Origin of the sequence: Rhodococcoides fascians A25f (assembly GCF_000760935.2) — a bacterium.
Classification (GTDB): Bacteria; Actinomycetota; Actinomycetes; order Mycobacteriales; family Mycobacteriaceae; genus Rhodococcoides.
Genome location: NZ_CP049744.1, coordinates 2,910,828 through 2,931,518, shown reverse-complemented (window position 1 = coordinate 2,931,518; position 20,691 = coordinate 2,910,828). Strand labels below are relative to the sequence as shown.

15 protein-coding genes are annotated in these 20,691 nt (G+C 65.1%); 6 read left to right on the top strand and 9 right to left on the bottom strand.

The window, feature by feature from the left end:
* Nucleotides 1-9 precede the first annotated feature (9 nt).
* Entirely contained in the window at nt 10-1,251 is a 1,242-nt protein-coding gene (gene mshC, locus BH93_RS13765) for a cysteine--1-D-myo-inosityl 2-amino-2-deoxy-alpha-D-glucopyranoside ligase (protein WP_037173764.1), read from the top strand.
* Here mshC and BH93_RS13760 read toward each other — a convergent pair.
* The 8 genes from BH93_RS13760 to BH93_RS13725 form a co-directional block, all read right to left on the bottom strand.
* Nucleotides 1,248-2,486, bottom strand: a complete 1,239-nt coding sequence (locus BH93_RS13760) for a DUF2399 domain-containing protein (RefSeq protein WP_080739057.1) — start codon at nt 2,484-2,486, stop codon at nt 1,248-1,250. The genes mshC and BH93_RS13760 overlap by 4 nt on opposite strands.
* The gene (locus tag BH93_RS13755; protein ID WP_037173759.1) at nt 2,476-6,660 is read right to left on the bottom strand and encodes a TIGR02680 family protein; all 4,185 of its coding nucleotides are present in this window, start codon (nt 6,658-6,660) and stop codon (nt 2,476-2,478) included. Before BH93_RS13755 ends, BH93_RS13760 begins: the two co-directional genes overlap by 11 nt.
* 4 nt (nt 6,661-6,664) lie before the next feature.
* Nucleotides 6,665-8,080 (bottom strand): DUF2398 family protein, encoded by a 1,416-nt coding sequence (locus BH93_RS13750; RefSeq protein ID WP_032377874.1) that lies wholly within the window; start codon nt 8,078-8,080, stop codon nt 6,665-6,667.
* Complete coding sequence (locus BH93_RS13745) at nt 8,077-9,552, bottom strand: TIGR02677 family protein (protein ID WP_371828269.1); 1,476 nt, start codon at nt 9,550-9,552, stop codon at nt 8,077-8,079. The genes BH93_RS13750 and BH93_RS13745 overlap by 4 nt, the downstream gene beginning before the upstream one ends.
* 94 nt (nt 9,553-9,646) lie before the next feature.
* Nucleotides 9,647-9,946, bottom strand: coding sequence for a Rieske (2Fe-2S) protein (locus BH93_RS13740; RefSeq protein WP_037173758.1), 300 nt, complete (start codon nt 9,944-9,946; stop codon nt 9,647-9,649).
* On the bottom strand, nt 9,943-12,432 hold the full coding sequence (gene nirB / locus BH93_RS13735; RefSeq protein WP_037173756.1) for a nitrite reductase large subunit NirB: 2,490 nt from the start codon (nt 12,430-12,432) through the stop codon (nt 9,943-9,945). The genes BH93_RS13740 and nirB overlap by 4 nt, the downstream gene beginning before the upstream one ends.
* Nucleotides 12,432-12,779, bottom strand: a complete 348-nt coding sequence (locus BH93_RS13730) for a hypothetical protein (RefSeq protein ID WP_037173755.1) — start codon at nt 12,777-12,779, stop codon at nt 12,432-12,434. Before BH93_RS13730 ends, nirB begins: the two co-directional genes overlap by 1 nt.
* Before the next feature lie 101 nt (nt 12,780-12,880).
* A complete protein-coding gene (locus BH93_RS13725) occupies nt 12,881-13,795 on the bottom strand; it encodes a PAC2 family protein (protein WP_052065140.1) in 915 nt (304 codons plus the stop codon).
* 152 nt (nt 13,796-13,947) lie between these two features.
* Here BH93_RS13725 and metH point away from each other — a divergent pair, with 152 nt between their 5' ends.
* From metH to BH93_RS13700, 5 genes are read left to right on the top strand one after another with little or no spacing between them, the layout of a single operon-like run.
* On the top strand, nt 13,948-17,517 hold the full coding sequence (gene metH, locus BH93_RS13720; RefSeq protein WP_037173753.1) for a methionine synthase: 3,570 nt from the start codon (nt 13,948-13,950) through the stop codon (nt 17,515-17,517).
* Nucleotides 17,510-18,178, top strand: coding sequence for an HAD family hydrolase (locus BH93_RS13715; RefSeq protein WP_037173751.1), 669 nt, complete (start codon nt 17,510-17,512; stop codon nt 18,176-18,178). Before metH ends, BH93_RS13715 begins: the two co-directional genes overlap by 8 nt.
* Nucleotides 18,179-18,237: 59 nt before the next feature.
* Nucleotides 18,238-18,501 (top strand): phosphoribosyl-ATP diphosphatase, encoded by a 264-nt coding sequence (locus BH93_RS13710; RefSeq protein WP_032378490.1) that lies wholly within the window; start codon nt 18,238-18,240, stop codon nt 18,499-18,501.
* Nucleotides 18,502-18,550: 49 nt separating this feature from the next.
* On the top strand, nt 18,551-19,402 hold the full coding sequence (gene hisG, locus BH93_RS13705) for an ATP phosphoribosyltransferase (RefSeq protein WP_032377881.1): 852 nt from the start codon (nt 18,551-18,553) through the stop codon (nt 19,400-19,402).
* Nucleotides 19,387-19,860 carry a PaaI family thioesterase gene (locus BH93_RS13700; protein ID WP_242458981.1) on the top strand — a complete coding sequence of 158 codons (474 nt, stop codon included), beginning with the start codon at nt 19,387-19,389 and terminating at the stop codon, nt 19,858-19,860. Before hisG ends, BH93_RS13700 begins: the two co-directional genes overlap by 16 nt.
* A 13-nt stretch (nt 19,861-19,873) precedes the next feature.
* On the opposite strand, the gene BH93_RS13695 is transcribed toward BH93_RS13700, so the two are convergent.
* Nucleotides 19,874-20,629 (bottom strand): thioesterase family protein, encoded by a 756-nt coding sequence (locus BH93_RS13695; protein WP_080739056.1) that lies wholly within the window; start codon nt 20,627-20,629, stop codon nt 19,874-19,876.
* Between the last annotated feature and the right edge of the window lie 62 nt (nt 20,630-20,691).

Below are 20,691 nucleotides of genomic sequence, written 5' to 3'. Positions count from 1 at the left end.
CTCGGCTGCATGCATTCTTGGTCCAGCCCGGAGATCCCGACAATCCCAGGACAGGGTCCAGCGCTTCGATTGTTCGACACCGCCGACCGCCAGGTCCGTCCCGTCACCCCGGGTTCGACCGCCCGCATGTACGTCTGCGGCATCACCCCGTACGACGCCACCCATCTGGGACACGCAGCGACCTACCTGACGTTCGACCTGATCAACCGGTTGTGGCGAGATGCCGGTGTCGACGTGCACTACGTGCAGAACGTGACCGATGTCGACGATCCGCTGTTCGAGCGTGCCGATCGCGACGGTGAGGACTGGCGCGACCTGGGGGCGCGCGAGATCGAGCTCTTCCGCGCCGATATGGAAGCTCTGCGGGTGATCCCTCCTCGCGACTACATCGGGGCCGTCGAGTCCGTCGACGAGGTCGTCGAACTGGTGGAGAAGTTGGTGGCGTCCGGTGCCGCCTACGTCGTCGACGACGCCGAGTACCCCGACGTGTACTTCCGCGCCGACGCCACCGAGCAATTCGGCTACGAGTCCGGATACGACCGCCCCACGATGGACACGTTCTTCGCCGAGCGCGGTGGCGATCCAGATCGCGCAGGCAAGCGAAATTCACTCGACGCATTGTTGTGGCGCGCGGTGCGTCCCGGCGAACCGTCGTGGTCGTCGCCGTGGGGCCCCGGCCGACCGGGTTGGCACATCGAGTGTGCTGCAATCGCACTCAATCGCATCGGAACCGGCTTCGATATCCAGGGCGGCGGAAGCGATCTCATCTTCCCGCACCACGAATTCTCTGCGGCCCACGCCGAGGCTGCGACCGGCGATCCCCGCTTCGCCCGCCACTACGTGCACACGGGAATGATCGGGCTGGACGGCGAGAAGATGTCCAAGAGCCGCGGCAACCTCGTGTTCGTCTCCAAGCTCCGCGCCGAGAACGTCGATCCGGCCGCTGTGCGTCTCGGCCTGTTGGCGGGTCACTACCGGCAGGATCGACCGTGGTCCGACGAGGTCCTCGAACGGGCTCACACCCGGCTCGCGCTGTGGCGTCGGGCAGCGGCGCTCGACGCGGCGGCGTCGGCCGACGACGTGGTCAACCGGCTCCGGCAGCACCTGGCCGACGACCTCGACACACCCAAGGCGCTCGACGCTCTCGACGCGTGGGCGAGTTTTGCAGTCGAGCGGGGTGGATCGGATGCAGGCGCACCCGGTGCCTTCGCCGATGCCGTCGACGCGCTGCTCGGAGTGCCGCTGCGTTAGTTCGCGGGCCCAAGGCGTAGATCCGCCAGCAGATCCGGGATCAGTCGTTCTTCCATGACCGCTCGACCCGAATCACGGAGTGCGGCAGCCAGTTCCGGGTCCCACGGACTGTCCGTGGGATGTCCCTTCAGTGGTTCCGAATTCCGCGCATCCAGTCCGTGCCGGTAGGAATCGACATCCATCCGCCACGGTGACGCGCCGTATCGATCCACGGCTCGTTTCACTATGTGCAGTCCGGCCCAGTCGAAGTCGGCTCGCCACTCGATGGCGGTGTCGGGAGCGCGCGAAGCCAGCAGCCGATGCACCGCGGCCGAGGGCTGGCCGTCGGTGCAGATCACGCTTGCGCTGTTCGAGCCGAGAGTTCGGGCTGCGGCGGCGAGCACAGCGATGTTCTCGCAGACGAACACCGTCGACGAGCTGTTCGTGAGCGGGCCACGCGCGAGCATGTCCACGGTGACGGGAAAAGGCACGCCCTCGTCGGCTGCGTCGTTGAGCCAGCGAGCCACGGTGTGGTTCTCGGCGACGCGGTAGCCGAGAACCAGGACCCGACTCGACAGTGCGTCGACCGACACCCCGGCCGTTTCCCACAGCGCCCTGATGCCCACCGGGTCGACGGGTCGAGGCACGTTCTCGCGCAACGACAGTGCGTCGAGGACGAGCTTCGCAGCTCCTCCGCCCGCGAGGGCCTTGGTATCACCGGTGGCCAGTTCCGCCAGCTCGGTGAGCGACATCCCGTCCACCGGAAGCAGGGCCAGGACCTGCGTTGCCACCGCCAATGCGTCGACGGCGACGCGGCCGCCGAGCGTGCCGTCCTGATTGAGCAGCGAGGCGATCCAGTACTCGATCCACTCGCGATCGGCACCACCGCCGAGTACCTCCCTGGCTCGATCCAGCGCGTCGGAGCGCACCTGAGCCTTGTCCGCCGCGATGCGCTTCTTGTCCTGCAACGGGGCCTGCTCGCTGAGAGTCTCGATCAATCCGGCGCCACCGTTGAGCGGATGGCTCAGCCACACGTCGAACCGCTCGAGGTCGAGCTTGGTGCTCCGCGCCCGAGAATGCAGACTGGAGTTGGACCGAGAGATGGCGCTGCACAGACGCCACAGCTCCGGGGCATCGCTCAGATCGACGGTGATGTTGCCACCGACCCGAAGCCAGTTGGACTCCAACTTCTTTCGCGCAGCATCCAGCAGCGCAGACAATTCCGCGCTGCCCCGCCATTCGCCGTTACTGGACAAACTCCAGCCCGCCTTCGGTTCGCGTCGGCACACGGCGCGTCAACGGTGATCCGAGTGCGGCCGCGAGGTCGGTGCCGTCGTGTTCGGCGAACAGTTCGCCGTCCTCCCACACCAGAAGCGCTGCACTGACGGTGTTCTCGGCCGTCGAATGCGCCAGGTCGTAGTGCGCGCAACCGGGGACGTCCGCGTAGGTGATCCACAGGTCGTAGCCGGTCATGAACAGGTCGAGATCGAATTGCACACTCAGGCCGAGCAATTCGCTGCGGCCGTTGTCGTCGACACCGGCGAACGCCTCGTCGAGAGCGAGCAGACGAGGGGAGTGCGGATCGGCGGACGAGAGCATCACATGCGCTGCCGCGAACAGCGGCAGGTGCAGCGAGACAGACTGTTCACCGCCGGAGAGCGCACTGTGCCGGGCGACGGTGAGACGATCCTCGTTGCCGTCCCCACTGATGAGTGTGAAGGCGAACACACGCCAACGGCGATAGTCCAGAGTCGCAGAAAGGATCTCGGGGTACGACCGTTCCGGATGTGCGGCACGGGCAATCCTGATCTCCGACGCGAAGTGGGCGCGCATCGCGGCCAGGTCGTCCTGGTTCAGTGCCGAGGCGTCGCGGTCCAGCAGTTTGGACACTGCCCGCGCCCCGTCGTCGAGATTGTCCGCGAGCACCCAGTGCACGCCGATCGTGTTGCCCGAGGACATCCGCCGTTGCTTCATCTCGGCGGACATCTGTGCGATCAGCTCGCGCGCGTCGACGGTGCGCTCGTGGATCTGCTGCGCCAGGCCGGTCAGCAGGGCATCCTCGAGAATGCGACGCTCCTGCTCGGTCAGCAGCAGTTCCTGGTCGGCCCTGGCCGAACCGATTCGATCGGCGAAGTCTCCGACCGACGAATAGCCCTGCTCGTCCTGCACTCGTACCACCGTCAAACCGTCCGGCGCATCCCATTGCAAACGGTAGTCCTGACCCGATGCGGCCAGTTGCGAGTCGAACTCCTGCAGCGCACTCGTCAGCGCCGTCCGGGTCGACTTTCGGCTCGAGTCACTCACTTTCACGGACGCTGTCGCCGCATCGAGTGCCGAGTGCAATGCACTCACCACCGGAGGAAGCACCGGAACCTCGTCGTCCGGACCGTCGGCCTGCTGAACTCGATACAGGATCTGTTCGACCGTCAGCCACGCCGAGTCACTGGCCGGCCACGCGTACGTCTCGTGGACGCCGAGGATGGCAAGCAGATCCTTGCGGGCGTACGGTGCCAGCCGCACCGCATCGGTCAGGGTTTCGGTGACCGCGGCGCGCAGGCTTTCGAGTGCCGTGTTGCAGGCACCCTCGGCCTTGCCGATCGCTTCGCCGGCTTCCTTGTCCGCTTTGCGGGCTGCACGCTGCTCGACGCGGCACTTCTCGATGCGTTCGCGTGCGTTCTCGAGATCGGTGTCGATCTGTTCGGCGGTAGCACCGAGCTTCTCGCTCAGGAGCTCGAGGCGTTGCACCTGTTGCCGGTAGTTCTCGTCGGCTATCGCGGCTTCCTCGGCGAGCTCCTCGGCCAGACCGGTCGCCTCCTCGAGGCGGTTGGTGGCTTCGCGGGCCCGCTCGCTCTCGCGCGTGTGGTCGCTGCGCTTGCGGATGACCACCGCGCCCTGGTGTTCGAAATGGCGAATCGCTGCGGCAAGGGCATCGACATCGCGTCCGATGTGAGGCGTGCGATGGGCGACGGCGACGGTGCGCAGTTGCTTCTCCTTCGCGGACAGATCCGCGATCGCCTGATCGAATTCGCGGTCGGCGGCTACGGAACCATCCTTCGAGGTCCGGAGCGCTCCAGCGGCGGCCGTGACGGCGCGTTGTGCCTTCACGATGGACGAGACACGGGGGAGTTGTTTGGCGGCCGCGCCCAGAGCCTGCACCAGCTCGCGTGCCGCCAGCTCGTCGGCCGTCGCGGTCTCGAGCGCAGCCGTTGCCGTATCGATCGCGCCGCCGAGTTCGGCGATGCGCTGCTCCCGACGGCGAGCCCGCGCCGTGGCGCCGATGTACTCGGCGTCCGATTTCGCGTGGCGACCCCTCTGCACACCCTGCCAGTACCGGCCGTCGACACCTACCGCGACAGCGCTGCCCGATCGGTCGTTCGGCTCCTGGTGCAGTGCAACGGATTCGAGCAGATCCAGGACGCGGGAGGCCGGTACGGCGGTTCCGGGTTCCGGTTCCAGAACGGACGCCAGCGTTGCCCCGGAGGGCCTGGAGGCCTCCGGTAACGGCGACAGATACTGCTCCGAGTCGGCATCGGCGGGGAAGTCCGCCGTCGGGTGGATCCAACCGTCGAGCACATTGGCGGCCTGCAACGCGGATTCGATCCCCGCCGCGTCGGCAGGGGACACCGCGTCGGCAAATCGAACCAGCTGCCACAGCGGTGCGCCCGACAGATCTGCACGGCTGCCGGTCCGCGCAGCGAACGGCGGTGGGGCGTCGTCGTGTTCGGCTTGCACCAGGGACAGTTCGTCGCGCAGCGCGTTCAGTTCGGCCGAGCGCGTGGCCACGTCGACGCGTGCCTGTGCCTGACGAGCACGAATTGCGTCGATACCGTCTGCGGTCTGCTCGGCGAGCACCGATTCCAGGCTCGGGGCATCGTCGTCGCCGATGCCTGCCAAGGCCGCGTCGAGGGCCTCGAACACGGCCGAGGTGATGCCCGCGGAGGAGTACAGCGACGAGTTGTTCGACCACCAGGCCCGCAGTCCCGAAGCGAACTGCGCCTTCTCCAGATCCACGGTCGCCTCGGCCTCGGTGACCGCTGCCGCCGCTGCCTCCAGCAAGTCGCGCGCCTTCGTTGCGGCCTTCTCCGCGCGAGCACGTTCCGTGGACGCCTTCTCGACGGTTGCGAGCGCCTCACGAACCGCGCGTACGTCACCGTCCCGCTCCTCGGCATGCCCGCGAAGAGCGGTACTGATCTGATCACTGCGAGCCGTACCCGGCAGCGGTGTCCACACGATGCCCGCGTCCTCGGCCGCAGTCTGGAGCTCTTCCTCCGCGCGGGTCACCGCGGCGACGGAATCCCGGAGTGCGGCGTCCGCCCGAGCGGCCTCGGCGGTGCGCTGTTCCAGTTCTGCTTGCGCTTTGCGTGCCCGGTCTGCCTGCTGCGCCGTCGACACTTCCAGCTTTGCAGCAGATTCGGCCAGGTCGTCCAGTTGCTGCTTGCCCTCGTACGCGCTCGAGCGCTGCAGTGTTTCGCGGTCTGCGACGGCCTGATCCAGTGCGCGCTCGGCCTCGTCGAATCGAGTTTCGGCTGCCGCCCGCTCCACCAGTCGACGATCCTTGAGCGCCGACGCCGCGAAGTGTGCAGTGGTCGCGTGGGTTACGGTCTCGAGCCGGCGTGAGACTTGCTCGACATCCGAACGGGATTGCACTCGAAGGTATTTGGAATAGACCGAGACGAAGTTCCTTGCCGCCTGGTCGGCTTGCGCCAGCCCCTCCAGCGCGCGTCCCACTTCCTCCATGTCACTGAAGGATCGTGCCGCCTCGAGTACCAGTTGCTCGTCGAGGGGACGCAGACCGTCGGTCAGCGCCTGGGACAGCCCCTTCGGATCGAGATTCTTGGCCAACTGCGGACGGCGAAGTGTCAGAATGAGATTGATCAACTGGTCGTAACGTTGCGCGCCGAGCCCGAACATCCGGGCATCGATCGCGGCGCGGTAGTCGACAGGTCGATCGGTGATGGCATCGCTGCCGAGTTGTTCGGCCAACTGCTTCTTCGTCAACGGCCGGTCGTCGGAGCCCAACAACGAGAAGTCGACGCCCACTCGGCCGTCGGCCACGAAGTACCAGCGGGTCACCTTGTCGTTCTGACGGCTGGCCCGCATGCCGATGCCGACCGTGACCGATTCGGGGTCCGCACGCGAGCCGCGGCCGAACTCCATCCACACGTACGAGTGAGCGCTTTCCTGCCCTCGGTAGAGCAGGTTGGACTTCATGGTTCGCTCTTCACCGGCGAACGGATTGAGTCGGCGCGGTTCGATGCGCCCGTCGAGGACGAAGGGAAACAGTACTTCGAGCGCTTTGGTCTTGCCGGATCCGTTGGGCCCACGCAGCACCAGGCGACCGTCGGCGAAGGAGAACTCCTGATCGCGGTAGTCCCACAGGTTGACGATCCCTGCTCGTGTCGGCCGAAAACGTGTCGAGTGTGCGGTCATCTACTCAAGCCTCTACTTCGGATGGATCGGTGCTGGGGGATTGTCCGTTGCCGAACAGTGAGTCCTGCGGGGTCCGATCACGCACGCTGACCATCACGTCTCGGTAACGCGCGATCACCGGCAGTACCAGTGCGCCGCCGGATACGCAGTGCACCAAGCGAAGTCGATGCAGTAGTGCCAGTGCACGCAGCCGCAGGCCGTCCCGATCGCTCTGCCACTGAGCCGCGAAGGTGCGGCCGAAACGTTCGACGAGATCATCGACGACCGTGGTCAACCAACTGTCCTCGATCAACGGATACAGCTTCTTCTCGTCCACACTGTCGAATGTCGTTGCATCGGAACCGAACCCGAACTCGGCGAGATCACCAAAGATCCCGCCGTCGGGAATGGCACTGTCCAACTGCTCGATCAGGGCGTCACCGTTGGGTATGGGGTAGGTCGCCAGCGCGGGTGCATCCGGATCGATCACTCGGTCCGAGATCTCACCGGCGATCAACAACGCAACCTGGGCAATGGTTCCGGTGCTGGGGAAGCGGTGGTCCGACAGCCGACCCGAGGTGTCGATGAGTGCCACCCCCTCGGAACGGCGCTCGGCAACGAGACCGGTCAGCAACTCGACGTCGGCAACGGTGCGCGATGCGGCCAGGGCAGTGCGGCCGTCCGGGTCGAGATCGTCGAGATAGACGACCGGTTGCTCGACCAACGCTCGGCGTACTGCACGGAGCGTTTCCTTCGGGTCTGCCTCACGTCCCGAATCGCCGTGTCCCGGATCGGAATCCTCGGGATCGATCGCGGCGTCCGTGCCGGCCAACAGACCGCGAATCGATCGCAGATGCTGGACGGCGCGAGGCGGCCGGAAGAGAGCGACGACGACAGGCCGGTCGATGTCGTAGAGGGCCTCGCCTGCGGACGGATTGTTGGCCCAACCGGTGGCGTCACCGTCGGCCAGTGCGATCGCACCGCGGGTCGCCAGCCAGCCGATGGCGTCGACGAATGCGTCTCGGTCGCTGGCTCGGTCGGTCGTCAGCTCTACTCCGTCTACTTGACTTGCTTCTGCCGCAACATGATCGGCAAGCTCGGAGAGGGTGATCTGGTTGCCTGCCCGGCCGAGGGCCGCCAGTGCCAGTGCCAGATACGCGTATCTACGTCGGTCGAAGATTCGGTCGGTGGCTGTTCGGGCGGGTTGGCTGTCGTCGAGCCGATCGATCACCGGGTACAGACGTGCCGTGGTCTCGGTGACCTCGAGGCGATATCCGAACAGTTCGAGCAGGTCCTCGCGTAACTCGGTAGCCCATCTGCGCAGCAGAGGCAGCGCAATCCTATCGGGATACGTCGTGGTCACCAGATGATTCGACAGCGCGACCCGGGCGGCCCGCTGGTAGGAATCCAGTGCGAGGGTGGAGATTTCCCGAGCTCTCATCGGCGAGCGACCTCACTGACATCGAGAGACAGGCGGTCCAGATGCAGGCGTCCCCGGCTGGTCCTCACGATCGTCGAACGGTCGCTGTCGCTCAGCGTCAAGCGCACGCCGCTGTCCGATCCGGACGAGTCGGAGGTTCGTCCACTCACCCGTACCCGCGCCGTGAGTGCAGCGTTCAGCAGGCTCAACAGCACCTCGGTTTCCTGCTCGTTCAGAATTCGGTCGTGGATTCCGGCCGACGCAAGCGACTGCGCTGCGGCACTGCGTGATCGCTGCGCGTCCAGTTGCTGCTCCCGAAGCCGTCTGATGCCACCGTCGTTGCGCTGCACCCGACCCGGAACGCCGGGGGTCGGGGTGCGTCCGGTCTCGGCCAGGGTGCGGGAAATCTCGACCGGCGGAGCCTCCCACCACGATCGGGACGTGGAGATGATGTCGGCATCAGGATGCACCATCGACAGGTGCCGCGGCCTGCCGAGACCGAACACGGCGTGGAACAGGGCGTGCGCGCTGTCCTCGGTAGGAGTGGCCGCGAACCAGCCGGCCAGATGCCGCAGTTGGCTTTCCCTGCTCACGCCACCCCTGCGGGTCTCCGTGACGCGGCGTAGGAGCGACAGCACGGCGGCAATCGCGCTCATCGTGCCTTCGCGGAGTCGCTCGGACTCGCTGAGTTCGGACTCCGCCGCGACGAACCAGTGCGACAGGCCGGCCCAGCGGTCGGTCCAGTCGGCTCGCCGTTCGTCGACGGAGAGAAATACTCGTTCGTCGCTGATCGCGGCGCGCTCGACGAGCTCCTCGATGCCGGTGCTCTCGACGAGCGCGATCGCCTCCGCCAGCTTCGGGGCGTAGCGGGTGAGATCCGAGCTGAACTCGCGCATGTGCGTCAGCAACGCATCCTTGTGGACCAGAAACGACTCGGGAGTGATCTCGGTGGTGCGCACCAGATCGCCCAGCACCAAGTAGAAATGTGCGGCGCGGGTCGCCATCTCGGACAGCGTCGAATCGAGTCTGCTCAGCTTGCGGTAGATGCGATCGCCGTCGGCCTGACGGTTCGCCTCGGCCAGCTCGTGCATGTCGGCCAGCAGCTCGGGCAACACCAGCCGGGACAACGAGGCGTCGTCCAGGCGGGCACCGAGCACGTCCTCGACCGCGCGGTACGCCTTGTAGCCGGCCTGGCCGAACTGGTAGACGAAGTGACGGTTGCGGTATTCGGCGAGGGTCGCCGCGCGGGTGCCGTCGTAGCTGCGTTCGAGCAGGCCCCAGGCGTGGAGCTGATCGAGAAGGGGCGCGATGTCGAGTGTGGTCAGTGCGGCGTGCCGACCGGGGCTGCGGGCGATGAGGTCGGCCACGTCTCCGGAGTGCAGCAGGACGACGTAATTGGCTCGTGCGGTGTCGAAGGCCCGCAGGACTGCCAGGTACTCGGATCGCTTCTCGGCAACGGCGAACGAGAACAGACCGAGACGGTCCTCCTCCACGAACGCGTTCACGGCGCCCAGCCGTGCGTCCTCACCTGAATCGCTCACTGGAACAGGGTAGGGGGTAAGAGTGCCAGTCGTTCAACCGTGCCGGTTACAGGTCCACGGTCACTTTCCCGTCCACCACTGCGGCGGGGTAGGTGCGCACGGAGTCGATGCCGCTGGGGCAGGAGCCGTCGTCGAGCGAGAACGTGTATTGGTGGAGTGGGCAGACGACTACAGAACCGTCGATCTGACCGTCCGCCAGTGGACCGCCCTTGTGCGGGCAGATGGCGTCCATCGCCCGCACCGAACCGTCGCCGAGCAGGAACACCGCCACCTGCCTGCCGTCCACCACGTAGGCCCTGCCCTCGCCGGGCGTCAGATCCTCGACCGCCCCCACCGGCACGCTCATCGGACCGGTACCTGTGGCAGCGGAAGCAGTGGCAGCGACGGGGTGAACTGCGCGGGTGATTTGGGTGCCGCGCGGTCCTGCCACGGGTCGACGTAGCCGTCCACCGATGCCTGCATTCGCTCGTCGAGTCCGGCCACGATGCCGTCACGGTCGTCGATCAGCACGCTCTGCAGTTCTTCCAGGCCGAGGCGCGGAACCCACGCGTACGTTCGCTCGAGCCATTGGGCGTTCTCGCGGTAGTGCTGAATGAACCTGCCTGCCACGGTCAGAACCTCCTCGGCCCCCGTCACGGTAGCCAGTAGATCGCCCTTGCGGATGTGTGCGCCTGCCGCGCCTCCGATGTAGATCTCCCACTTGTCCTCGCCCACCGAGACGACGCCGAAGTCCTTGCACAGTGCCTCCGAACAGTTGCGAGGGCAGCCGGCGACCGCGAGCTTCAACTTCGCCGGTGTCTCCAGGCCTTGGAACCGCTCTTCGAGGGCGATACCGAGAGCAGTCGAGTCGCCGAGACCGAAGCGGCAGAAGTCACTGCCCACGCAGGTCTTCACCGTGCGCATGCTCTTGCCGTACGCGAAGCCCGAGGGCATGTCCAGATCGCCCCACACCTTCGGCAGGTCTTCCTTCTTGATGCCGAGCAGGTCGATGCGTTGTCCGCCGGTCACCTTGACCAGCGGAACGCTGTATTTGTCTGCGACGTCGGCGATCTTGCGCAGCTGATCCGGTGTGGTGACGCCACCCTTCATCTGCGGCACCACCGAGAACGTGCCGTCCCGTTGGATATTGGCGTGCACACGATCGTTGATGAACAACGCGCCGCGCTCGTCCACCCAATCCGGACCCCACACGGTGCGCAGCAACGACGCCAACGGCATCTTGGCGGCGGCGTCCTCGAGGCCGTCGGTCGCGAGCGCTGTGAACACCTGCGACACCGCCCGCAGATCCTGCGCTCGGACGGCGTCGATCAGTTCCGGCTTCGTCATCGGGATACACGGCACGTACCAGTCCGCGGTGGGGTCTGCTTCGACGGCACCGCCCGCTGCGCACGCGATGATGTCTTTCACCAACCCCTTGCACGACCCGCACCCCTTGCCTGCGCGGGTCTTCGCGGTCAGGTCGCTCAGATTCTTGGCACCCGCGTGCACGCACGCCACGATGGCACCCTTCGTGACACCGTTGCAGTTGCACACCTGGACGTCGTCGGCCAATTCCGCGGCTCCTGTTGCCGCAGAGGGAGTTCCCATATCGAAGAGCATGGTGATGCGCTTGTCGGGCAGTGGTACTTTCTCGTCGAATGCCTGAGTCAGGAAGTTGGCCTTGGAGATATCGCCCAGCAGAGTGGCACCGACCAGTTTGTTGTTGCGGACGATCACCGACTTGTACGTGCCACTGCGCGGCTCGTAGAACTGGACGAACTCGTCGTCGTCGCGCTCGGGGGCGGTGATCCCCATCGAGGCGACGTCGACACCGGCCACCTTGAGCTTGGTCGTCAGACGCGAGCCATGGTACGCCGCAGTGGGATTCGCGCCCGTGAGCACGTCGGCCAATACGACGGCCTGCTCCCACAGTGGCGCAACGAGGCCGTAGACCTCGCCGCGATGTTGGCAGCATTCACCGACGGCGTAGATGGAACCTTCGTCCTCGCAACGCAATTGGTCGTCGACCACGATTCCTCGTTCGATCACCAAACCGCCGGCGCGAGCGAAGTCGACACTGGGGCGGATACCGGCGGTGACGACGACCATGTCCGCAGCCAGCGAGGTGCCGTCGTTGAACCCGACTCCGGTGACGACACCGTCCTCGGAACGCAACACCGAGGTGGTTCTCTTCGAGGTGTGCACGCCGACTCCGAGCGACTCGATCTTGTTGCGCAGCACTCGTCCACCGCGCTCGTCGAGCTGCTGGTTCATCAAGTGTCCGGGGGAGTGCACCACGTTCACGTCGAGCCCCTGGGTCCGCAGACCGTACGCGGCTTCGAGTCCGAGCAGTCCGCCGCCGATGACGACGGCGCAGACGTCGTCGCGCGACTCTGCCATCTGCAGCATGCCATTGGTGTCTGCGATGGTCCGGAAGCCGAACACTCCGCGTGCCAGTCTGCCGTCGGATTCGCGGAGACCGTCCATGTTCGGGAAGAACGTGTTGCTTCCCGTTGCGATGATCAGCACGTCGTAGTCGACCGACCGACCGCTCTCGCACACAACGGTCTTGGAGAATCGATCCAACGACACGGCACGATCGCCCACGTGCAGTGTCACGCCGTTGTCGCTGTACCAACTCATGGGATTGAGAATCAGATCCTCGTCATCGACGGTGGTCTCACCGGACAGCACGTGCGAGAGCATGATTCGGTTGTAGTTGCCGTACGGCTCGTCGCCGATCATCGTGATCTCGAACAACGAGCTGCCGTCACGCTCGAGGATCTGCTCGACCGTTCTGGCACCGGCCATTCCGTTGCCGATCACCAACAGCCGCTGCTTGCCTGCAGTCATCAGACGAGCACCAGACCGAAATCGACGACGACCTCTCCGGTGGTTCCGGCCGGGGCAGCGACGACCAACTCGAGAACGGTGTCCGGATCGACGTCCTCGACCACACGGAGGGGGATGTTGACCCCGCTCTTGGCTCCCATCGGGAAGATGCGCATCGGGCTACCGTCGCGCAGCAGAGTCACGACCACGAGTTCGTCGCTGGAGTTTCCACCCCGGAAGTACAGCGGTTGGGCCGTCACACCCTCGGGCACGACGAATCTCGAGCTGGGATCGATCAACTCGGGCTTGTCCAGGCCGTTGCCGGAGAAGGAGAAGACGCCTTGCAGAAATCGTGGTGTGCTGGCCATACCCACGAGGTTGCGGTGTCGGGGTGACGCCACCGATGCGGTGACGTTACGTCGGCATCAGAAATACCTCACCGAGCCCCGGTTCGTCGTGTGCGCTCGGGTCAGAGGCCGAAGTTGCCGGGGCCGCGGCGCCTCAGGTACTTCTCGAACTCGGCTGCAATGGCGTCGCCGTCGATCTTCGCAATCGCGTCGGACATGTCCACTTCGGCATCACCGCGCTCTTCGAGGCTGCGCACGTATTCGCTGATCTCCTCGTCCTCTTTCGTCATCTCGTTGACCGCTTCTTCCCACTCCTCTGCCTGGGTGGGAAGTTCGCCGAGCGGTACCTCGATGTCGAGCACGTCCTCGACCCGCTGCAGCAATGCAACGGTCGCCTTGGGATTCGGCGGCTGCGAGACGTAGTGGGGCACGGCGGCCCAGAACGACACCGCAGGGACGCCGGCCTTCACGCATTCGTCCTGCAACACGCCGGTGATTCCGGTCGGGCCCTCGTATCGGGTCTGTTCGAGATTGAACTGTTCGGCCGACTCGGTGCTGTATGCGGTGCCGGTGACCGGAACGGGCCTGGTGTGCGGGGTGTCGGCCAGCAGTGCTCCCAGGATCACGACGGTCTCGACGCCGAGCTGTTCGACGAACTCGAGCAGGTCGTCGCAGAAGCTGCGCCACCGCATGTTCGGCTCGATGCCGCGCAGCAGCACCACGTCACGTTCGCTGCCGGGAGGCGAACACACCGACAACCGTGTCGACGGCCACTCGATCTCACGGGTGACACCATCCACCTGGCGAACCGTCGGTCTGTTGACCTGGTAGTCGTAGTAGTCCTCCGAGTCCAGCTCGGCAAGAGGACTGGCATCCCAGATCAGCTCCAGGTGCTCGACGGCACCGCTCGCCGCATCGCCCGCGTCGTTCCAGCCCTCGAAAGCAGCCACCAGGATGGGGGAGCGCAATTCGGGAATGTCCTCGTCGAGATCGTCGAGGTCTGTGGCGTTGGCCACAGCGTCGTGGACGGCCTCGATCAACGCGGCGTCGAGCGGCACAGCCGAGTCGGCACCCGGAATGTCCGTATTTTCGGTAACGTCGTCGTTCGGGGACTGGCCATCGAGGTTTCGGGGACTCACCACGACAGCCTACGACCCGAGGGAACTGCGGTGCCCACTACTCTGTAGTGATGCCCGATCAACACAAGCCCGGTCTGCTCGATGCGATTTCACGTCGCGTTGTCATCGGCGACGGAGCGATGGGCACGATGCTCCAGGACGCCGACCTGACTCTCGACGACTTTCTCGGTCTAGAGGGATGCAACGAAATTCTGAACGCCACCCGGCCCGACGTGCTGCGCGAGATCCACCGTGAGTACTTCGCAGCCGGTGCGGACGCCGTGGAAACGAACACGTTCGGATGCAACCTGCCCAACTTGGCCGATTACGACATCGAGGATCGAATCCGCGAGTTGGCAGAGAAAGGCACCCGGCTCGCCCGCGAGACCGCCGACGAAATGGGCCCCGGCCGCGACGGGATGGGCCGATACGTCCTGGGTTCGATGGGACCCGGGACCAAGCTCCCCACACTCGGGCATGCTCCGTTCGCCCGGCTGCGCGACGCGTACACCGAAGCCGCTCTGGGAATGATCGACGGCGGTGCCGATGCCATTCTGGTGGAGACGTGCCAGGACCTGCTTCAGGTCAAGGCCGCGATCATCGGCAGCCAGCACGCGATGGACAGGCTCGGCGTCCGTATTCCGATCATCACCCACGTGACGGTCGAGACGACGGGTGCGATGCTCGTCGGCAGCGAGATCGGTGCAGCACTCACTGCGCTCGAACCGCTCGGAATCGACATGATCGGCCTCAACTGCGCCACCGGTCCGGCCGAGATGAGTGAGCACCTGCGCCATCTGTCCAAGCATTCGCGGTTGCCGGTGTCGGTGATGCCCAATGCCGGTCTGCCGACGTTGGGTGCAAAGGGAGCGGAGTACCCGCTGACCGCACCCGAGCTGGCCACGGCGCTGAGCGGTTTCGTCAGCGAGTACGGGCTGGCTCTGGTCGGCGGTTGCTGCGGCACCACCCCCGAGCACATCCGTCAGGTTGCCGACATGGTGCACGGAGCCACGAAGCTCGAGCGCAGGCCCGCGCCGGAGCCGGGTGTCTCCTCGCTCTACACTGCCGTTCCGTTCGAGCAGGACGCCAGCATCCTGATGATCGGTGAGCGCACCAACTCCAACGGGTCCAAGGCATTCCGCGACGCGATGCTGGCCGAGGACTACGAGAAGTGCCTCGACATCGCCAAGGATCAGACGCGCGACGGCGCGCACATGTTGGACCTCAACGTCGACTACGTCGGCCGCGACGGTGCCGCCGACATGGCCGCGCTCGCAAGCAGATTGGCGACCGCGTCGACGCTGCCGATCATGCTCGACTCCACCGAACCGGCCGTACTCGAAGCCGGTCTGGAGCACCTCGGCGGCCGTAGCGCCGTCAACTCGGTCAACTACGAGGACGGCGACGGGCCCGATTCGCGGTTCCAGAAGATCATGCGTCTGGTCAAGGAGCACGGTGCCGCCGTCGTCGCCCTCACCATCGACGAGGAAGGCCAGGCTCGAACGGCCGAATGGAAGGTGCGTGTCGCAGATCGCCTGATCACCGACATCACCGAGAACTGGGGCCTGCGCCACGAGGACATCATCGTCGACACCCTCACCTTCCCGATTTCCACCGGCCAGGAAGAGGTTCGACGCGACGGCATCGAGACCATCGAGGCGATCCGGCAGCTCAAGGAGAAGTATCCGAAGGTGCACACCACCCTCGGGTTGTCGAACATCTCGTTCGGTCTCAATCCCGCTGCACGCCAGGTGCTGAACTCGGTCTTCCTGCACGAGTGCACACAGGCCGGCCTCGATACCGCCATCGTGCACGCGTCGAAGATCCTGCCGATGAACAAGATTCCCGACGAACAGCGCGAGACCGCTCTGGATCTGGTGTACGACCGCCGCCGCGAAGGCTACGACCCGTTGCAGAAGCTGATGCAGCTGTTCGAGGGCGTCTCGGCAGCATCGGCCCGGGAATCACGCGCCGAGGAACTGGGTCGTCTGCCACTGTTCGAGCGACTCGAACGCCGCATCGTCGACGGCGAACGCAACGGTCTCGACGTCGATCTGGATGCAGCGATGACCGAGAAGCCGCCGCTGGAGATCATCAACGAGACGTTGCTCTCGGGCATGAAGACCGTGGGGGAGCTGTTCGGTTCCGGCCAGATGCAGTTGCCGTTCGTGCTTGCCTCCGCCGAGGTGATGAAGGCTGCGGTGGCGTATCTGGAGCCGCACATGGAGGCGACCGACGACGACGGTAAGGGTCGTATCGTGCTCGGTACCGTCAAGGGCGACGTCCACGACATCGGGAAGAACCTCGTCGACATCATCCTGAGCAACAACGGCTACGAGGTCGTCAATCTCGGTATCAAGCAACCGATTTCGACCATCCTCGAAGCCGCGATCGACAAGCGCGCCGACGTGATCGGGATGTCCGGGCTGCTGGTGAAGTCGACCGTCGTCATGAAGGACAACCTGATCGAACTCAACTCCAAGGGCGTCGCGGAGCAGTTCCCGGTCCTGCTCGGTGGAGCAGCGTTGACGCGGTCGTACGTCGAGAACGATCTGCAGGATGTGTACGAGGGTGACGTCCACTATGCGCGAGACGCATTCGAGGGCCTGCGTTTGATGGACACCATCATGACCACCAAACGCGGTGGGGGTCCGGCTCCCGACAGTCCGGAGGCACTCGAAGCGAAGGCCAAGGCCGCCGAGCGCAAGGAACGCCATGAGCGGTCCAAGCGCATCGCGGAGAAGCGCAAGGCTGCGGAGGCACCGGTCGTCGTGCCCGAACGATCCGATGTTGCAGCCGATATCGACATTCCGGTTCCGCCGTTCTGGGGTACTCGCATCGTCCGAGGCGTGTCCTTGGCCGATTACTCGGGTCTGCTCGACGAGCGCGCACTGTTCCTCGGGCAATGGGGCCTGCGCGGTGCTCGCAAGGGTGAAGGTGCCACCTACGAAGACCTCGTGGAATCGGAAGGTAAACCGCGCCTACGGTATTGGCTGGATCGCCTGAGCACCGACGGCATACTCGCACACGCCGCACTGGTGTACGGGTACTTCCCGGCGGTCTCCGAGGGCGACGACGTCGTCGTGCTCACCGAGCCCGAACCCGATGCACCCGAACGCTTCCGATTCACGTTCCCCCGTCAGCACCGTGACCGATTCCTCTGCATCTCGGATTTCGTTCGGTCGCGTTCGGCTGCACGAGAATCCGGCCAGGTCGATGTTCTGCCGATGAACCTGGTGACAATGGGCCAGCCCATTGCCGACTTCGCGAACGAGCTGTTCGCTGCCGACTCGTACCGCGACTATCTCGAGGTGCACGGAATCGGTGTCCAGCTCACCGAAGCGTTGGCCGAATACTGGCATCGCCGAGTGCGCGAGGAACTGAAACTGTCCGACGGCAAATCGGTCGCCGCGGAGGATCCCACCGAGGCCGAGGGGTACTTCAAACTCGAATACCGAGGTGCGCGTTACTCGTTCGGCTACGGAGCATGCCCCGATCTGGAAGACCGGATCAAACTCGCCGCGCTCCTCGAACCCGAGCGAATCGGCGTGAAGCTCTCCGAGGAGCTGCAGCTCCACCCCGAACAGTCGACCGATGCGTTCGTACTTCATCACCCGGAGGCCAAGTACTTCAATGTCTAGAACCCACCTGCAGGGTGTCCTGTGGGACATGGACGGCACACTGCTGGACTCGGAGAAGATCTGGGACGTCGCGATCGGTGAGTACTCACGAAATCTCGGGACGGAACTCAGCGCAGAAGTGCGCGAGAGCACCCTCGGAAATTCGATGTGGGATGCACTGCGCAAGGTCCTGGCACACGCATCGGTCGAGGTCACCGACGAGCACCTGAACGAGGGTCGGGAGTGGCTGACGGCACGTGTCGGAGACCTGTTCGCCGAGGGCATTCCCTGGCGGCCCGGTGCCAAGGATGCGCTCGCTCTGGTGCGCGAGATGGGTCTGTCCACCGGGCTCGTCACCAACACCGAGCGCGGGCTGGTCGAGCGAGCTCTGGACACGTTGGGCCGCGAATACTTCGACATCACCGTGACCGGCGACGAGGTGGAGGTCGGTAAACCGCATCCAGCGCCGTACCTGCGCGGTGCCGCGCTGCTCGGCGTGGACGCTGGAGCCTGCCTCGCGGTCGAGGACTCGCCTACGGGTTCACTGTCCGCGCACACTGCAGGATGCCCCGTGCTGGTGGTTCCCTCCGAGATCGCCGTGCCGCCGGCTCCTGGGTACACCATTCGTGACGGTCTTGTCGGTCTCACCGCTGACGACGTCCGGCGAGCCTGGGCAGCCTGATTCCTCGAATCTCGACCGAATTGATTCCGCTGGATACCGACGTGAAAGAATACGAATCCGTGAAGACTTTCGATTCCCTGTTCGCCGAGCTCACCGACCGCGCGAAGACCCGCCCGGAGGGCTCGGGCACCGTCGCAGCGTTGGATGCGGGAGTTCATTTTCAGGGCAAGAAGGTTCTCGAAGAAGCGGGCGAAGTGTGGATCGCGGCCGAGCACGAAAGCGACGAAGCGCTCGCCGAGGAAATCTCGCAGCTGTTGTACTGGGTCCAGGTGATGATGGTGGGCAGGGGCATCGAGCTCGAGGACGTCTACCGACATCTGTGAGTCGAGGACCCGCTCGTCTCCCACGAACTCACCGAAGAAGGAAAACTCCATGCTGCGCGTAGCCGTACCCAACAAGGGCGCTCTCTCCGAGTCCGCCGCAGAGATTCTCAGCGAGGCCGGCTATCGGCGCCGAAGCGACTCGAAGGACCTGACGGTTCTCGATCCAGCGAACGGCGTCGAGTTCTTCTTCCTCCGCCCCAAGGACATTGCGATCTACGTCGGATCCGGCCAGTTGGATCTGGGCATCACCGGTCGCGACCTGGCCCTCGATTCGGGTGCTGCCGTCGAAGAGCGCCTGGCGCTCGGATTCGGCCGCTCGACGTTCCGCTACGCGGCGCCCGCGGGCAAGGAATGGGCACCCGAGGACTTGGGCGGACTACGCATCGCCACGTCTTACCCCAATCTGGTGCGCGCGGACTTGGCCCAGCGGGGGTTGGAGGCCACGGTCATCCGCCTCGACGGCGCGGTCGAGATCTCCATCCAGCTCGGGGTCGCCGACGCCATTGCCGACGTCGTCGAATCGGGCCGATCACTGCGCCAGAACAACCTGGTGGCCTTCGGTGAGTCGCTTTGCGATTCGGAGGGCGTACTCATCGAACGCGCAGGCACCCCGGGTACCGATTCCGCGCGTAAGCAGCTCATCGCCCGCGTGCAGGGCGTCGTCTTCGCACAGCAGTACCTGATGCTCGATTACGACTGCCCCAAGTCGATTCTCGACGAGGCCGTCAAGATCACCCCGGGCATCGAGTCGCCCACGTTGGCGCCGATGGTCGACGACAACTGGGTTGCCGTGCGCGCCATGGTTTCTCGCAAAGTTCACAACAACGTCATGGACGAGCTCGCCGAGTTGGGGGCAAAAGCTATCCTGGCGTCCGACATCAGGTCGTGCCGCGCCTTCTAGATCCGGCGGGCTCAACAGGAGGACGCATAACATCCGATACCTCCGACGAGAATCTGGCACGACTGGCCAGAGCGGTGTTCGACGCTCAGCCGTTCACCCGACTGCTCGGCGCAGAACTCGTCTCCACCGACGGTGGGATCGTAGAGGTTCGCCTTCGTAACCGACCCGAGCTCCGACAGCAACACGGCTTCGTACACGGCGGCGTCATCAGCTATCTCGCCGACAATGCCGTGACGTTCGCCGGTGGAATCGCGCTCGGCGGCGACGCGGTGACCGCGCACTGCACCGTCGATTTCGCGAGGCCGGCAACCGGCGAGTATTTGGTCGCCCGCGCGCACGCGGTCTCGTCGACCCGAAACCAGGCTGTCTGCCACTGCACCGTGTATTCGATCGACGGGGACACGGAACGGATCGTCGCGGTGGCTCAGGGCACCGTCGTGACAGCGCGCACGTCCTGATCGGTCGCTGCCCTCAGCTGCGACGCCGGACCAGAACCGTCTGCGCGATTCTGCCGATCGGACCCAGTTCGTCGCTGAGAGTGCCGGCACACATGGCGATTCCGTCCGGACCGGTGGAGGTCTCGGCCGAAACTCCGACCCAGTCACCCTGAGGCACCCTGAACACGTGCACCGTCAGGTCGGTATTCAAGAAGGTCCATTCGTCGATCGGTAATTTCGCGCCGATTCCGTTCGCGATGTCCGCAATCGAGAACAGTCGCTCCAGCGGAGTCATCGATTCACCCTGCACGAGAACGGGTTTGGGCCTGGCCCAGATCTCGCCGGGACCTTCGGCACCGAGCCCGGTGAGAATCTTGAACTCGACGGCGTCGAGATAGCCCGACGACCATGTGCCCCCGAAGGTGTAGTCGACTGCGTCCCCCACCGGCTTCATCACCGGGTCGCCGACGTGTTCGACGTCCTCCGTCGGTGTGGTGCGCATACGCCACGCGCTGCCGCGAGCCACCGCCCGAGCAGTGCCGGACGAACTTTCCGCCCACAATTCGGCAACAACGAGTTCGACGTTGCCCCCGGGGCGCTCCGTCCATGCCCGAATCTCGATGTCCGCGACCGGAATCGGACCGAGTATGTCGACCGCGACTCGACTGATACGGGTGTCCTCCCGAGCGTCGACGCGCTCGAGTGCACGGACCAGTAGAGCGGACGGCGGAGCGCCGTGCTGCATCGTCGGTGCCCACAGACTGACGGTGTTCTCGGTGGCCGTAACCATCTCGAAGCCGTCCTTGCCGACACCGGCGGGAACGAAGAAGGCGTCCGGCAGTGCCTTCGCGG

What these genes read in the sequence shown, in the direction of transcription:
- BH93_RS13755 (WP_037173759.1), bottom strand. Translation starts at nt 6,660, where the DNA reads ATGACCGCACACTCGACACGTTTTCGGCCGACACGAGCAGGGATCGTC.
- mshC (WP_037173764.1), top strand. Translation starts at nt 10, where the DNA reads ATGCATTCTTGGTCCAGCCCGGAGATCCCGACAATCCCAGGACAGGGT.
- BH93_RS13740 (WP_037173758.1), bottom strand. Translation starts at nt 9,946, where the DNA reads ATGAGCGTGCCGGTGGGGGCGGTCGAGGATCTGACGCCCGGCGAGGGC.
- BH93_RS13750 (WP_032377874.1), bottom strand. Translation starts at nt 8,080, where the DNA reads ATGAGAGCTCGGGAAATCTCCACCCTCGCACTGGATTCCTACCAGCGG.
- BH93_RS13715 (WP_037173751.1), top strand. Translation starts at nt 17,510, where the DNA reads ATGTCTAGAACCCACCTGCAGGGTGTCCTGTGGGACATGGACGGCACA.
- nirB (WP_037173756.1), bottom strand. Translation starts at nt 12,432, where the DNA reads ATGACTGCAGGCAAGCAGCGGCTGTTGGTGATCGGCAACGGAATGGCC.
- BH93_RS13730 (WP_037173755.1), bottom strand. Translation starts at nt 12,779, where the DNA reads ATGGCCAGCACACCACGATTTCTGCAAGGCGTCTTCTCCTTCTCCGGC.
- hisG (WP_032377881.1), top strand. Translation starts at nt 18,551, where the DNA reads ATGCTGCGCGTAGCCGTACCCAACAAGGGCGCTCTCTCCGAGTCCGCC.
- metH (WP_037173753.1), top strand. Translation starts at nt 13,948, where the DNA reads ATGCCCGATCAACACAAGCCCGGTCTGCTCGATGCGATTTCACGTCGC.
- BH93_RS13695 (WP_080739056.1), bottom strand. Translation starts at nt 20,629, where the DNA reads ATGGTTACGGCCACCGAGAACACCGTCAGTCTGTGGGCACCGACGATG.